12 protein-coding genes are annotated in these 12,560 nt (G+C 70.9%); 9 read left to right on the forward strand and 3 right to left on the reverse strand.

Annotation, left to right across the window (positions count from 1 at the left end; translation table 11 throughout):
- Window positions 1-82 precede the first annotated feature (82 nt).
- The 3 genes from AC0KXF_RS13635 (at window position 83) to AC0KXF_RS13645 (ending at window position 2,080) form a co-directional block, all read left to right on the forward strand.
- A complete protein-coding gene (locus AC0KXF_RS13635; protein WP_473109694.1) occupies window positions 83-613 on the forward strand; it encodes a lipocalin family protein in 531 nt (176 codons plus the stop codon).
- A gap of 78 nt (window positions 614-691) precedes the next feature.
- Window positions 692-910: a hypothetical protein gene (locus AC0KXF_RS13640; RefSeq protein ID WP_473109695.1), complete on the forward strand. Its 219-nt coding sequence runs from the start codon at window positions 692-694 to the stop codon at window positions 908-910.
- A 93-nt stretch (window positions 911-1,003) separates the two neighbouring features.
- Window positions 1,004-2,080: a YihY/virulence factor BrkB family protein gene (locus AC0KXF_RS13645; protein WP_473109696.1), complete on the forward strand. Its 1,077-nt coding sequence runs from the start codon at window positions 1,004-1,006 to the stop codon at window positions 2,078-2,080.
- A 100-nt stretch (window positions 2,081-2,180) separates the two neighbouring features.
- Here AC0KXF_RS13645 and AC0KXF_RS13650 read toward each other — a convergent pair whose 3' ends face one another.
- Window positions 2,181-2,651, reverse strand: coding sequence for a YdeI/OmpD-associated family protein (locus AC0KXF_RS13650; protein ID WP_473109697.1), 471 nt, complete (start codon window positions 2,649-2,651; stop codon window positions 2,181-2,183).
- A gap of 238 nt (window positions 2,652-2,889) precedes the next feature.
- On the opposite strand from AC0KXF_RS13650, the gene AC0KXF_RS13655 reads away from it, so the two are divergent.
- The 3 genes from AC0KXF_RS13655 to AC0KXF_RS13665 all read left to right on the forward strand — a co-directional run bounded on the left by AC0KXF_RS13655 (window position 2,890) and on the right by AC0KXF_RS13665 (window position 6,231).
- Window positions 2,890-3,882, forward strand: coding sequence for an NADP-dependent oxidoreductase (locus tag AC0KXF_RS13655; RefSeq protein ID WP_473109698.1), 993 nt, complete (start codon window positions 2,890-2,892; stop codon window positions 3,880-3,882).
- 51 nt (window positions 3,883-3,933) lie between these two features.
- Window positions 3,934-4,587, forward strand: coding sequence for an SOS response-associated peptidase family protein (locus AC0KXF_RS13660; protein ID WP_473109699.1), 654 nt, complete (start codon window positions 3,934-3,936; stop codon window positions 4,585-4,587).
- Window positions 4,588-4,773: 186 nt separating this feature from the next.
- Window positions 4,774-6,231 (forward strand): M20/M25/M40 family metallo-hydrolase, encoded by a 1,458-nt coding sequence (locus AC0KXF_RS13665; protein WP_473109700.1) that lies wholly within the window; start codon window positions 4,774-4,776, stop codon window positions 6,229-6,231.
- A 27-nt stretch (window positions 6,232-6,258) separates the two neighbouring features.
- Here the strand turns inward: AC0KXF_RS13665 and mscL are convergent, their stop codons facing one another.
- Together mscL and AC0KXF_RS13675 are read right to left on the reverse strand one after the other, a co-directional pair.
- Complete coding sequence (gene mscL, locus AC0KXF_RS13670; protein WP_473109701.1) at window positions 6,259-6,705, reverse strand: large conductance mechanosensitive channel protein MscL; 447 nt, start codon at window positions 6,703-6,705, stop codon at window positions 6,259-6,261.
- Between the two features lie 136 nt (window positions 6,706-6,841).
- On the reverse strand, window positions 6,842-7,936 hold the full coding sequence (locus AC0KXF_RS13675) for a DUF4190 domain-containing protein (protein WP_473110105.1): 1,095 nt from the start codon (window positions 7,934-7,936) through the stop codon (window positions 6,842-6,844).
- A 201-nt stretch (window positions 7,937-8,137) separates the two neighbouring features.
- Here AC0KXF_RS13675 and guaB1 point away from each other — a divergent pair, with 201 nt between their 5' ends.
- The 3 genes from guaB1 to AC0KXF_RS13690 all read left to right on the forward strand — a co-directional run bounded on the left by guaB1 (window position 8,138) and on the right by AC0KXF_RS13690 (window position 12,465).
- Window positions 8,138-9,670, forward strand: a complete 1,533-nt coding sequence (gene guaB1 / locus AC0KXF_RS13680) for a GMP reductase (protein ID WP_473109702.1) — start codon at window positions 8,138-8,140, stop codon at window positions 9,668-9,670.
- A gap of 124 nt (window positions 9,671-9,794) precedes the next feature.
- Window positions 9,795-11,225, forward strand: a complete 1,431-nt coding sequence (gene thrC, locus AC0KXF_RS13685; protein ID WP_473109703.1) for a threonine synthase — start codon at window positions 9,795-9,797, stop codon at window positions 11,223-11,225.
- Between the two features lie 43 nt (window positions 11,226-11,268).
- Entirely contained in the window at window positions 11,269-12,465 is a 1,197-nt protein-coding gene (locus tag AC0KXF_RS13690) for an AI-2E family transporter (RefSeq protein WP_223043666.1), read from the forward strand.
- Window positions 12,466-12,560: the final 95 nt, after the last annotated feature.

Consider the following 12,560-nt stretch of genomic DNA (forward strand, 5'->3'; position numbering starts at 1 on the left):
AGCGCGCTTCGTTGTCAAGGCCCTGTCGTGCGGGGGCTGCGCTCGCCAGACTGGAGGCGATGACTCGACGAAGGGAGTGCCCATGAGCGATCAGGATCGCCAGGTGCGGTCGGTGGAGGACCTGGATCTGCAGCGCTATCTCGGGCTCTGGTACGAGATCGGCAGGCTGCCGCTGAGATTCGAGGACGACGGTGCGCGCGACGTCACCGCCGAGTACTCGCTGCGAGACGACGGCACGGTGCAGGTGGACAATCGCTGTATCGACGCCGAGGGGGAGCCGACGCGGGCCCTCGGTCAGGCCGAACCGGACGAGGAGCACGCGGGCCGATTGCGCGTCAGCTTCCTGCCGGAGGGTCTGCGCTGGATCCCGTTCACTCGCGCCGACTACTGGGTGCTGCGCGTCGACGAGGGTTACCGGCACGCGCTCGTGGGCACCCCCGACCGCAAGCACCTCTGGCTGCTTGCGCGGGAGCCGCACGGCGACGCTGAGACGGAGCGCGAGTTCCTGGCCGAGGCCCGCGAGCAGGGTTATGATCTGACGCACTGGATCCGTCCGCAGCAGTCGGGGGCCCGCGTCACCGACGAGCAGCTGTCTCACGGAACCGCTGAATAGCGTCGGGCGGCCGTGTCTGCACCCCGAGCGGCCGCTCGAACCACCAGAACCGCCGACGAGATGCGAGGAGGAACACCGATGAACCCCGAACCCCTCGAGACGAGTGCCGAAACTCCCGAGGCCGATCTGCTCGACCAGCTCGCCCCGGCCGACCCGGGCGACGACGCGCCCGATCCCGAACCCCTCGCGACCGCGAGTGAGCCCGTCAACGAGGCCGACTGGGCCGAGCACCAGCGGGAGGTCCCCCTCGACGACGAACCCGAGACGGTCGGCCCCGGGGCGGGCGACGACGAGTAGCGCCGTGCCGGCCTTCCGCCCGCGCCTATAGCGCATCCGGGTGCGCGGACGGAAGGCCCTGGCCCGCCCCTCGGCGCTGGCTAGGCTGAAACCATGACCAAGCAGGCGGAGGAACACGGCAAGACGGACACCGGCAAGAGCGGCATCGCGGGGCTGGTGCAGCGCGCCATCGCGTGGGCGCTCCGATTGCGGCTCGTACGCGCGTACCTGCTCTACTCCGAGCACCGTGGCGCGATGCTCGCCGACAGCATCACCTACCGCGCCCTGTTCAGCGTGTTCGCGGCCGTGCTGCTCGGCTTCTCGCTCGCCGCGCTCTGGCTGGGCGGCAATCCCGACGCGATGAACGCGCTCGCCGACGCGCTCGAAAACTTCCTGCCCGGGCTCACCGACATCGTGGACCCGACGGATATCAAGGCGCAGGCGGGGTTCACCATCGCCGGCATCATCTCGCTCCTCGGCCTCGTCGGTGCCGCGATCAGCGCGATCGCGAGCCTGCGAACCGCGCTGCGCGTGCTCGGCGACCAACTGCACGACGACGGGTTCTTCCTGTGGGTGCTGCTGCGCAACCTGCTGGTCGGGATCGTCTTCGGCGGGCTGCTCGTCGTCGCTGCCGTGCTGAGCGTGGTCGCGTCGGTCGGGATCGGCGCGGTGGTCTCCTGGCTCGGCATCTCCGACGGCGGCACCGCCTCTGACGTGCTCACCCGCATCTTCGGCGTGCTGGTCGTCTTCGTGATCGACACGGTCGCGATCGTGGCGGTGTTCCGATTGCTGTCGGGGGTGCGCGCCCCAGCCCGCGTGCTCTGGGCCGGCGGCGTGATCGGCGGTCTCGGGCTCACCGTGCTGCAGGAGCTGTCGGGGCTCTTCGTGCGCGGCGCCACGGCGAATCCGCTGCTCGGCACGTTCGCGGCGCTCATCGCGTTGCTGCTCTGGTTCAACCTCTCGGCGCAGGTGATCCTCATCGCCAGCAGCTATATCCTCACCGGAACCGAGGAGGCCCGTGACCGGGTGCGCGCGAAGTTCGGCGCCAGCACGCTCGCCCAGCGGCGTCGGCAGCGGGCCGAGGATGCGCTGCACGCGGCAACGCGGGAGCTGCGCGCCGCGCGCGAGGCCGAGCGCGAGGAGCGGGAGAAAGCGGGGCAGGATCCGGATCCGGGTCAAGATCAGGGGTAGGTTCCGGGGCGGGACCAGGATCCGTCCGCCGAGAGCGAATCCGGCCCGGTCGGCGAGCCCGACCCGGCGCAAGGATCCAATCCGGCGCGCTGAACCTCTGCTAACCGGGGCCAGGTGCAGATGAGGAGCCCGCGGCGTGCAGTTGCTCGATCACGCCTGCGATGCGGCGCTCCCGGGTCTCAGGGCGCTTCGCGTCGGCGACGGACCGTGCGTGCTCCTTCCGGCGGGAAGGCGCGAGCGCGTCGAACGCCGCGCGCAGCCCGGGCTCGGCGTCGAGGGTGGCGGCGAGGTCGTCGGGCACCTCGACTGTGCGCTCTGCCGCGTCGAGCGCGATCGCGGCCGTGACGGCTTCGCCGATCTCGACGCACAGTTCGGCGCGAGCAGCCTTCGACAGGCCGATGAGGTACTTCCCGCCCATGGACGCGAGGCGTAGACGGGAGGTGCGGCCGCCGATGGTCACGAGCACGGCGGCGCGCTTGCCGCCGCCGAGCTGCTCGACCTGAGACTCGGTGAGCTCGATCGCGGTGGCGGGGCCCTGGGGTTCGAGCACGGTCTCGATCTGCAGCGTCATGCCCTCATGCTACGCCGGGGCGCAGGATCCGAAGCCCCGTCGAGATAGGAGTTTCGCACGCGGGATTGCGATCCCGCGTGCGAAATCCTTATCTCGACGCCCCCTCGCAGCCCCGGCGGGGGAGCGACGCCGGGGATCGGGCGGATGCAGGCGCTCCCACCCGCGCGTTGCTCTCCCGCACCCGATCCCGAACCCGCGCCATTGCCCGCGAGTCCTGACGGTGGCAGAGTGGGGAGCTATGAGTGATACCCGCGGAGAACCGGCCGCCGAGCGGCCCGACATGCTCGCCATCGGCCAGGACCGCTTCGGCGGGCCCGAGGAGCTGCACGAGGTGCGCCTCCCGAGACCGAAGCCGCGCGTCGGCCAGATCCTCGTGCGGGTGCGCGCGGCCGGGGTGAACCCGACGGACTGGAAGCACCGCGCCGGCGAGTCCTGGTTCCGGGAGCCCACCGTGCCGCTCGGCTGGGACGTCTCGGGCGTCGTCGAGGCCGTGGGCCTCGGATCGACGCTGTTCGAACCCGGCGATGAGGTGTTCGGCATGCTGCCGTACCCGCACGGCGTCGGGTCGCACGCCGAGTACGTGGTCGGCCCGACCCGCGCCTTCGTGCGCAAGCCCGAGTCGATCGACCACGTGCAGGCCGGCGCGCTGCCGCTGGCCGCCCTCACCGCGTGGCAGGCGCTCGTCGACACCGCCGCGCTCGGCCCCGGCGACCGCGTGCTCATCCACGCCGCGGCCGGCGGCGTGGGGCACCTCGCCGTACAGATCGCGAAGGCCCGCGGGGCGTACGTGATCGGCACCGCCAGTGCGGCGAAGCACGGCTTCCTCCGAGAGCTGGGCGTCGACGAGGCGATCGACTACCGCGAGGTCGACTTCGCCGAGGCCGTGCGGGACGTCGACGTCGCGCTCGACACGATCGGCGGCGACTACCAGCTGCGCTCGCTCCGCACGCTGCGGCCCGGCGGCATCCTCGTGTCGACGCTGCCGTCGCCCGCGCCCGGCCTGTGGGAGGAGGCCGAGCGCCTCGGCGTGCGGGCGAAGCTGATCCTCGTCGAGGCCGATCACGGGGGCATGCAGGCGATCGCCGACCTCGCGGAATCCGGTGCGCTGCGGGCAACGATCGCCGGCACCTTCCCGCTCGCCGAGGCTGCACGAGCGCAAGAGGCCGGCGAGACCAACCGCACGGCCGGCAAGCTCGTGCTCGTGATGGACGAGGCCGCTCAGGAGCGCTGAGGGCCCGGGGCTCTCCGTTCTCGCCGGGCGCGTCGCCGCTACAGTTGAGGCATGTGCTCGAGCTACGGATTCGGCGGCGGCCCCCGCGGCCTCGGGCTCACCTTCGATCTGCCGCCCATGCACGAGCCCGACAGCCGTCGGCTGCTCGAAGCCTGGGCGCGGGAGCACCGCGGCCGAGCCCGCATCACGGGGCGATTGGCGCGCAACCTCAATCCCATCATCCATCGCGGGCACGGGGAGCGAGCGGTCGAGCTCGGCTGGTGGTGGCTGCACGACGGCGCGGAGCCGGCGCCCTACAGCGCCTTCAACTCCCGCGACGACACGCTGCTGAGCAAGTGGCGCGCCCCGTTCCAGCGGCGTGCGATCGTGCCCGCGCACTGGTACGTGGAGCGCGGCGTGCCGTTCGGACTGCCGGGCGATGAGCTGTTCGGGATCGCCGCCATCGTGACTCCGGTGCCGCAGCCGGGCGGCGTGCTCATGAGCTACTCGCTCGTCACCCGCGACGCCGTGGGCGCGGCGGCAGGAACCCACCCGCGCATGCCGCTGCTCCTGGCCCGCGAGCTGCACGACGAGTGGCTCGATCCCGAGCGCCCGGGCGACGCCCGGCTCATCGAGGAGGCGGTGAGGGGGTCGGAGCGGCTCGCACTCGAGATCGAACCCCTCAGCGATGCGGGGGTCGTGGATCCCCTGCCCACCCTCTTCTGAGTCCTGCCCTCTGTCGAACGCGGAGTCCCGAATTGCTGGTTCCTCCCGGTTCGAGGCAGCGATTCGGGACTCCGCGTTCGAGAACCGGGACGCCGATAGGCTGGATCCGGAGCTCGGGGCCGCATCCGGCGCCCGGGCAGGCGAAGCGGGGCCCGATCGGCCCCGCACCCCGAAGTGGAGGCAGACATGACGGAACGGGCGACGGCGCGGCACGGACGCGCCGCAGACGGCGCATCTGACGAGGCGCCGCTGCGGGCGGCGGTCGAGGAGCAGTTCGCGAGCACGATGGAGGATCTGCAGCGACTCGTGCGCATCCCGTCGGTGTCCTGGCCGGCGTTCGATCCGGTGCACGTCGCCGCGAGCGCCGAGTCCATCGCCGGGCTGCTGCGGGAGACCGGGCTCTTCGACGTGGTCGACATCCGCCGCGCGCCCGTCGCCGGCGGCGAGGGCACGGATGGCGCCGATCCCGAGCTCGGCCAGCCGGCAGTCGTGGCCCGGAGGGAACCCCGCAACGGCCGGCCCACGGTGCTGCTCTACGCCCACCACGACGTGCAGCCTCCCGGGCGCGACGAGGACTGGAGCACTCCGCCGTTCGAGCCGACCGAGCGCAACGGCCGCCTCTACGGGCGAGGCGCGGCCGACGACAAGGCCGGGGTGATGGCCCACATCGGTGCGATCCGCGCGCTCGCCGCGGCCACCGAGGCCGAGGGGCGCGAACTCGAACTCGGCATCGCGCTCTTCATCGAGGGCGAGGAGGAGTGGGCGTCGCAGTCGTTCGGCAACTTCCTGCGCGAGAACCGGGATCTGCTCGCGGCCGACGCGATCATCGTAGCCGACTCGAGCAACTGGGATACCGAGACCCCGGCGCTCACGGTCGCGCTGCGCGGCGCGGTCGCCTTCAACATGCGGGTGCAGACGCTCGACCACGCGCTCCACTCCGGCATGCACGGCGGCGCGGTGCCGGATGCGATGCTCGCGACCGTGCGTCTGCTCGACACCCTCTGGAACGAGGACGGGTCAGTGGCGGTGGAGGGGCTCACGAGCGCCGACATCGACACCCCCGAGTACGACGAGGCGCGGCTTCGCGAGGAGTCGGGCCTGCTCGACGGCGTGAGCCCGATCGGCCGCGGCGAGATCCTGAGCCGCGTCTGGGCGCAGCCCGCGATCACGATCACGGGCATCGACGCCCCCGACGTCGCCAACGCCTCGAACACCCTGATCCCCAGTGTGCGCGTGCGCGTCAGCGCCCGTATCGCGCCCGGGCAGGATCCCGAGGCGGCGTTCGCGGCGATCCAGAAGCACCTGCGCGCGAATGCGCCGTACGGCGCGAGGATCGAGTTCGAGAGCGGCGACCTCGGCCAGGCGTTCCTCGTGGACACGAGCGGCTGGGCCGTGGCCGAGGTGCGCGGCGCCATGGCCGACGCTTGGGAGCGCGAGCCGGTCGACATGGGCGTGGGCGGGTCGATCCCGTTCATCGCCGAGCTCGTCGAGGAGTTCCCGGCGGCTCAAATCCTGGTCACGGGCGTCGAGGATCCCGACGGCCGCGCCCACAGCCCGAACGAGTCGCTGCACATCGAATCGTTCCGCAAGTCGCTGCTGACCGAGGCGCTGTTCCTCGCGCGCCTCGACCGGCGCGAGGGGTAGAGGAACGCTCGTCAGCTAGAGCAGGGCTCAGTGCTTGTGCGGCGGCGCCTGGTTCGGGTGCTCGGTGCGGTTCATATCGGGGATCCGGCCGCTCGCCGCCGCCTCTGCGCGCAGCAGGTCGCGGATCTCGGAGAGCAGCTCCGCCTCGGCCGAGGTCTCCGGCTCCTCCTCGGGCTCGGGCTTGCGCCACTTGTTCATCGGCACCACGAATACGAAGTAGACCACTGCGGCGACGATCACGAAGTTGATGAGCGCGCCGATCAGGGCGCCGAAGGCGATCGTGCCGCCGCCGGGAAGCGCGACCTGCATGGCGGTGTCGAGCGAGTCCGCCTTGAACACCACGCCGATGACGGGGTTGATGAGGGAATCGACGACTCGCTCGACGACCGTGTTGAACGCGGCCCCGATCACCACGGCGACGGCGAGGTCGATCACGTTCCCGCGCAGCAGGAACTCCTTGAAACCCTTGAACATGTGCGCTTCCCCCAAATCTGTCACGTGTGCGCCTGGAGAAAACGTTAGTGCACCCGCGCCCGAAACGACGGAATCCCGCACGAGAAGGCTCGCGCGGGATTCCGTCGTGGGGCGCTTCCGCCCGGAGTGCTCGTCGTTACATGCAGGCCATGGCATCTTCCATGGCCGCGTCGACGTACTCCTCCATGAGTCCGTTCAGGTCCTCGTTCTCGGCGCTCGCGGGATCGTTGGCGAGCTGGTAGAACTTCTCGTAGATAGCCTGGTTGGGGCTGTCGGCCTCGGCGAGCTGGCGGTAGGCGTCGATGATCTCGGGGGAGATATCGGTGCTCGTCATGTCACCGCCAACCGTGGCGACCCGGTCGAGGGCGGCGCAGAACTCGGGGGAGCGGTCGCCGGTGGTGTCGGCGGGAGCCTCTTCCGTGCCGGGTGTGGTGGGCTCGGCGCTCGCCTCCAGATCCTCGGTCAGTGCATCGCTGTCGCTCGAGTCGGAGGACGGTGACTCGATCTCCGACTGCAGCTCGTCGAGCGAATCGCTGTAGCTGTCGAGCTCGGAGCCGACGCTCGAGAAGACGGCGGCCCAGGTGATGACGATCCCGATGCCGATGAGCACCCCGACACCGCCGGTGATGAGGCCGGTGAGCGACATGCCCTTCGACTGCTTCTTCCGCAGCGCGATGATGCCGAGCACGACCGCCGCGGCGCCGACGAGGATCGTGATGATGCCGCCGACGAAGGGGAGCCAGCCGAAGATCAGCGCGCCGACGACGGCGACGATGCCGAGGATCATGGACGTGATCGCGAGGCCCTTCGGCTCGCGCGGCGCTGCAGAGTACGCGGGGTAGCCCTGGCCCGGCGCCTGCTGCGGCGGCACGGGAGGCACGGGCGGCGCCGGCGGCGCAGCGTTGAACTGGGGCGCCTGCGACTGCGGCAGCGCGGTGGTCGGCTGCTGGTCGGCGTTCTGCTGGAACGTGTTCTGCTGACCGCCGTCGTAGGGCGACCCGTCGAAGCCGGGGAGCACGCTCGTCGGCTGCTGATCGCCGCCCGTCTGCGGGAGCGCGGTGGTGGGCTGCTGGTCGCCGCCGGCCTGCGGGGTCGCGGTGGTCGGCTGCGCATCGGCATCGTCGAAGCGGGGCGGCTCGGGCTGAGTCGGCGGGGCCGGAGGGGTCGGGGGAACCGGCGGCACCGGGGCCTCGGGCGGCGTCGGCTTTCCGGGATCGTTCGTGTCAGACATAGCCGGTTCTGCTCCTTCAAAATCTTCGCGTTCTCAAGAACGTGCCTCGCCGCAGCGAGACGGCCGCTCGTGAACACATCGGCATCGATCATGCGCGAGCCGTTCCTGACCCCCACGCCGACCATCCTATGCGCTGCATGTGACATCTGTGTCTTGACGGAGGGCGGGCGCGACCGAGGCCGAGGGGGTACCGTGGGGAGCATGGAGTTTATCGGCGCGATGCCCACGGTCGACCTCACCTATTCGGACGTGTTCCTCGTGCCGCGGTACTCGGGCGTCGGCAGCCGGCTCGGCGTGGATCTCACTCCCACCGACGGCACGCCGGCGACGCTGCCGCTCGTGGCCGCGAATATGAACTCGGTCACCGGGCCGCGGCTCGCCGCGGTGCTCGCGAGGCGCGGCGGGCTCGCGGTGCTGCCCCAGGATCTGGCGCTCGCCGAAACCGAGCGGGCGATCCGCTGGGTCAAGCGACAGCCCGTCGCCTTCGATACTCCGATCGTGATGCCGCCGCACGCCACGGCGGCCGAAGCGCTGCGCCTGATCCCTCGCGCCGCGGACCAGGCCGTCGCCGTCGCCGACCGCGATGCTGACGAATCGGTACCCGCCTCGGGGATCCGCGGAGCGCTCTCGGCGGCCCGGCTGACCTCGGTGCCGGACGACGCGCTGCTCGGCGATCTCGTCATCGGGCAGCCCGCGATCCTCGACGCCGATGAGCTGGCGGATCCGCGCTCGGCCTTCGACGCGGTGACCGCTGCGAGCGAGTCGCGCGCAGCCGGCGCGCACGGAGCAGATCCCGACGGCACCGATCCGCACGCCGCCGATCCGCACCCCGCCGAGACGGTCTGCGTGGTGAGCGGGGGAGCCCTCGTCGGAACGCTCTCGCCCCGTTCCGCCCTGCGTCAATCCATCTACCGCCCCGCCCTCGACCGCGAGGGCCGGCTCGCCGTCGCGGTCGCGGTCGGCATCAACGGAGACGTCGCGGCGAAGGCGCGCGCCCTCGCCGCGGCCGGGGCCGACGTGCTCGTCATCGATACCGCCCACGGGCACCAGGAGGGAATGATCCGCGCGATCCGCACGGTCGCCGACCTCGGTCTCGGACTGCCGATCGTCGCGGGCAACATCGTCACGGCCGACGGTGCGAACGACCTCGTGAGCGCGGGCGCATCGATCCTCAAGGTGGGGGTGGGGCCCGGCGCCATGTGCACCACCCGCATGATGACGGCCGTGGGGCGCCCCCAGTTCTCGGCCGTGCTCGAGACCGCTCAGGCGGCCCGTGAACTCGGCGCGCACGTCTGGGCCGACGGCGGAGTGCGCTATCCGCGCGACGTCGCCCTCGCACTGGCCGCCGGCGCCGCGTCAGTGATGATCGGATCCTGGTTCGCGGGCACCGCCGAGTCCCCCGGGGAACTGCGCACCGACACCGACGGGCGCCAATACAAGGAGTCGTGGGGCATGGCCTCGACGAAGGCGGTGCAGGGTCGCTTCGGCGGGCTCGACGCCTACGAGCGCGCGCGCAAGGAGCTCTTCGCGGAGGGCATCTCGTCGTCGAAGATCTACCTGGACCCGCAGCGCCCCGGCGTCGAGGATCTCGTCGACATGATCACCTCGGGCGTGCGCTCGTCGTTCACCTACGCCGGAGCCGACTCGCTGCGCGAGTTCCACGTGCGCGCCCGGGTCGGGCTGCAGTCGGCGGCGGGCTACGAGGAGGGCAAGGCGCTGCCGGTCTCCTGGTAGGGCTCGGTGCATCGAGGTCGAGGTCGATCGGGAACGGGATCCCGCCCCCGAGCCGTCCGCCGAATAGGATGGGGGAGTCGGCGCGCACAGCCCGACGGCGCGATCACGAAAACGAGGAGCACCGGTGAAGTACATCTCGACCCGCGGCGGCATGGCGCCGGCACCCTACAGTGAGATCCTGCTCGAGGGCCTCGCTACGGACGGGGGACTGGTCGTTCCGGAGACGGTGCCGCGGCTGAGCGCCGAGCAGATCGAGTCGTGGCGATCCCTCAGCTATCCCGAGCTCGCCACCGAGGTGCTCGGCATCTTCGCCGCCGACTTCCCGCGCGACGACCTCGCGCGCATGTGCCGCGACGCCTACAGCGCCGAGAACTTCGTCGCCCCCGAGGTCGTCCCCGTGACCGAGCTCGAGCCCGGCATCTCGCTCGTCGGGCTCTCGGAGGGGCCCACGCTCGCGTTCAAGGACATGGCGATGCAGTTCCTCGGGCAGTCGCTCGAGTACGTGCTCGCGAAGACGGATCGCGCGCTCAACATCGTGGGGGCGACCTCGGGCGACACCGGATCGGCGGCCGAGTACGCCCTGCGCGGCAAGGACGGCATCGCGGTGTTCATGCTCTCCCCGCAGGGCCGCATGAGCGATTTCCAGCGCGCGCAGATGTACTCGCTCACCGACGAGAACATCCACAACATCGCCGTCGAGGGGGTCTTCGACGACTGCCAGAACCTCATGAAGGCGCTGTTCGAGGATCTCGAATTCAAGCGCGCCCACGACCTCGGCGCGGTCAACTCGGTCAACCTGGGTCGCGTCAGTGCGCAGGCCGTCTACTACTTCTGGGCGTGGCTGCGCGCGAGCGACGGCGTCGCGGCCGAGGACCGCGCCGCATTCGAGATCTCGGTCACGGTGCCCTCGGGCAACTTCGGCAACATCTTCTCGGGTTACCTCGCGAAGACGATGGGCGTGCCGATCCGCCGTCTCGTGCTCGCGGCCAACGAGAACAACGTGCTCGATGAGTTCTTCAGGACGGGGGTCTACGCCCCTCGCGGCGCCGCCGATACCCACGCGACCTCGAGCCCCTCGATGGACATCTCGAAGGCCTCGAACCTCGAGCGCTTCGTGTTCGAGGTGCTCGGGCGCGACCCGGAGCGGCTGGCCGCGGCGTGGCGGGAGCTGGCCGAGACGGGCAGGATCGACCTCACCGCCGAGCTGGCGCGCTTCGAGTCGGAGTTCGGCTTCCAGAGCGGCACGAGCACCCACGCGGATCGCGTGGCCACCATCAAGTCGGTGTTCGAGGCGAGCGGCGTGCTGATCGATCCGCACACGGCGGACGGAGTGAAGGTGGCGCGCGAGCACGTCGAGGCCGGTGTGCCGATGCTCGTGCTCGAGACGGCGAAGCCCGCGAAGTTCCCGGAGATCGTGCTCGAGGCCACGGGGGAGCGGATCGGCATGCCCGAGCACCTCGGCAACCTGCTCGAGCTGCCGCAGCACGTCACCGAGATGGCCGACGATGAGGCGGAACTGCGGGCGTTCGTCGCGGAGCGCGCCGTCAAGCGGTAGGCGACCAAGAAGGCAGCACACAGTACGACAGGGGGAGGCTGACATGTTCGGTGGACGAGCTCGTCGAGAGCTGGAGCAGCGCGTCTCGAGGCTCGAGCGCGGCGCGGGCGCGCCCGAGGGGCCGATCGCACAGACGCGGCACCTGATGCGGGCGGGCGGCGCCTGGGGCGACGGCTTCGGGCTGCTCGCCACGCGCTCGCTGCAGATCATCATCGTGCTGGTGCTCACCGCGGGCGCCGTGTTCGGCATGAGCACGTTGAGCACCGTCGTCATCCCGATCCTGCTTGCCCTCATCTTCGCGAGCACGTTCGCGCCCGTCATGGGCTGGCTGCGGGGCCACCGGGTGCCCTCGGCGCTCGCGACCGTGCTCGTGCTGCTCACGATCGTGCTGCTGCTCACCGGGGTGGGCTGGCTCATCGTCTGGGCCGTGCGCGATCAGTGGGACGAGCTGTCGGCGCAGGCGCAGACCGGTTTCGATCAGGTGATGGACTGGGTGCGCACCCTCCCGTTCGCCCCCGATCACGATCAGCTGGTCGAGTGGCAGCAGAACGTCACGGACTTCCTCACCGGGTTCCTCACGAGCTCGCAGTTCGGCTCGGGGGCGCTCGCGGGGGTGGGGATCGTCACGAACTTCGTCACGGGGCTCATCCTGATGGTGGTCGTGCTCTTCTTCTTCCTCAAGGACGGGCCGCAGATCTGGCGCTTCCTGCTGCGCCCCTTCGAGGGTGAGGCACTGGCTCGCGCGGAGCGCGCGGGCGAGAAGACGGTGCAGACGCTCGGGCACTACGTGCGCGGCACGGCGTCGGTCGCCGCCGTCGACGCGGTGGGCATCGGGATCGGCCTGCTGATCCTGCAGGTGCCCCTCGCGCTGCCGCTCGCCGTGCTCGTCTTCGTGCTCGCCTTCATCCCGATCGTCGGCGCGACGCTGGCCGGCATCCTCGCCGCTCTCGTCGCTCTCGTCGCCAACGGGCCCCTCAGCGCCGTGCTCGTCGTGGGCGTCGTGGTGCTGGTGAACCAGCTCGAAGGCAACTTCCTGCAGCCCGTGCTGATGGGCCGCGCGCTGAAGCTGCACTCGCTCGTCATCCTGCTCGCCCTGACCATCGGCACCGTGCTGAGCGGCGTGCTCGGGGCCGTGCTCGCGGTACCGATCGCGGCCGTCGTCTGGGGCATCATCCAGGTGTGGGACGGGCCGGATCTGCCGGCGAAGGCGTTCAGGCGCAAGCCGGGCGAAGAGGTCTGACCGCGTCACCGCTGCGATACGCTGAGGTCAGGGGCACCGTCCGGAGCCCCGTCGAGCGAAGGAGCCCATGATGCGTGTGCTGTTCCAGATCGTCT

This window comes from Leucobacter holotrichiae, from assembly GCF_055791005.1.

Excerpts from the sequence above, each read along its gene's own strand:
- AC0KXF_RS13650 (WP_473109697.1), bottom strand. The coding sequence starts at position 2,651 with ATGACGCTGCAGATCGAGACCGTGCTCGAACCCCAGGGCCCCGCCACC.
- AC0KXF_RS13660 (WP_473109699.1), top strand. The coding sequence starts at position 3,934 with ATGTGCTCGAGCTACGGATTCGGCGGCGGCCCCCGCGGCCTCGGGCTC.
- AC0KXF_RS13690 (WP_223043666.1), top strand. The coding sequence starts at position 11,269 with ATGTTCGGTGGACGAGCTCGTCGAGAGCTGGAGCAGCGCGTCTCGAGG.
- mscL (WP_473109701.1), bottom strand. The coding sequence starts at position 6,705 with ATGTTCAAGGGTTTCAAGGAGTTCCTGCTGCGCGGGAACGTGATCGAC.
- AC0KXF_RS13675 (WP_473110105.1), bottom strand. The coding sequence starts at position 7,936 with ATGTCTGACACGAACGATCCCGGAAAGCCGACGCCGCCCGAGGCCCCG.
- AC0KXF_RS13655 (WP_473109698.1), top strand. The coding sequence starts at position 2,890 with ATGAGTGATACCCGCGGAGAACCGGCCGCCGAGCGGCCCGACATGCTC.
- AC0KXF_RS13635 (WP_473109694.1), top strand. The coding sequence starts at position 83 with ATGAGCGATCAGGATCGCCAGGTGCGGTCGGTGGAGGACCTGGATCTG.
- AC0KXF_RS13640 (WP_473109695.1), top strand. The coding sequence starts at position 692 with ATGAACCCCGAACCCCTCGAGACGAGTGCCGAAACTCCCGAGGCCGAT.
- guaB1 (WP_473109702.1), top strand. The coding sequence starts at position 8,138 with ATGGAGTTTATCGGCGCGATGCCCACGGTCGACCTCACCTATTCGGAC.
- AC0KXF_RS13665 (WP_473109700.1), top strand. The coding sequence starts at position 4,774 with ATGACGGAACGGGCGACGGCGCGGCACGGACGCGCCGCAGACGGCGCA.
- AC0KXF_RS13645 (WP_473109696.1), top strand. The coding sequence starts at position 1,004 with ATGACCAAGCAGGCGGAGGAACACGGCAAGACGGACACCGGCAAGAGC.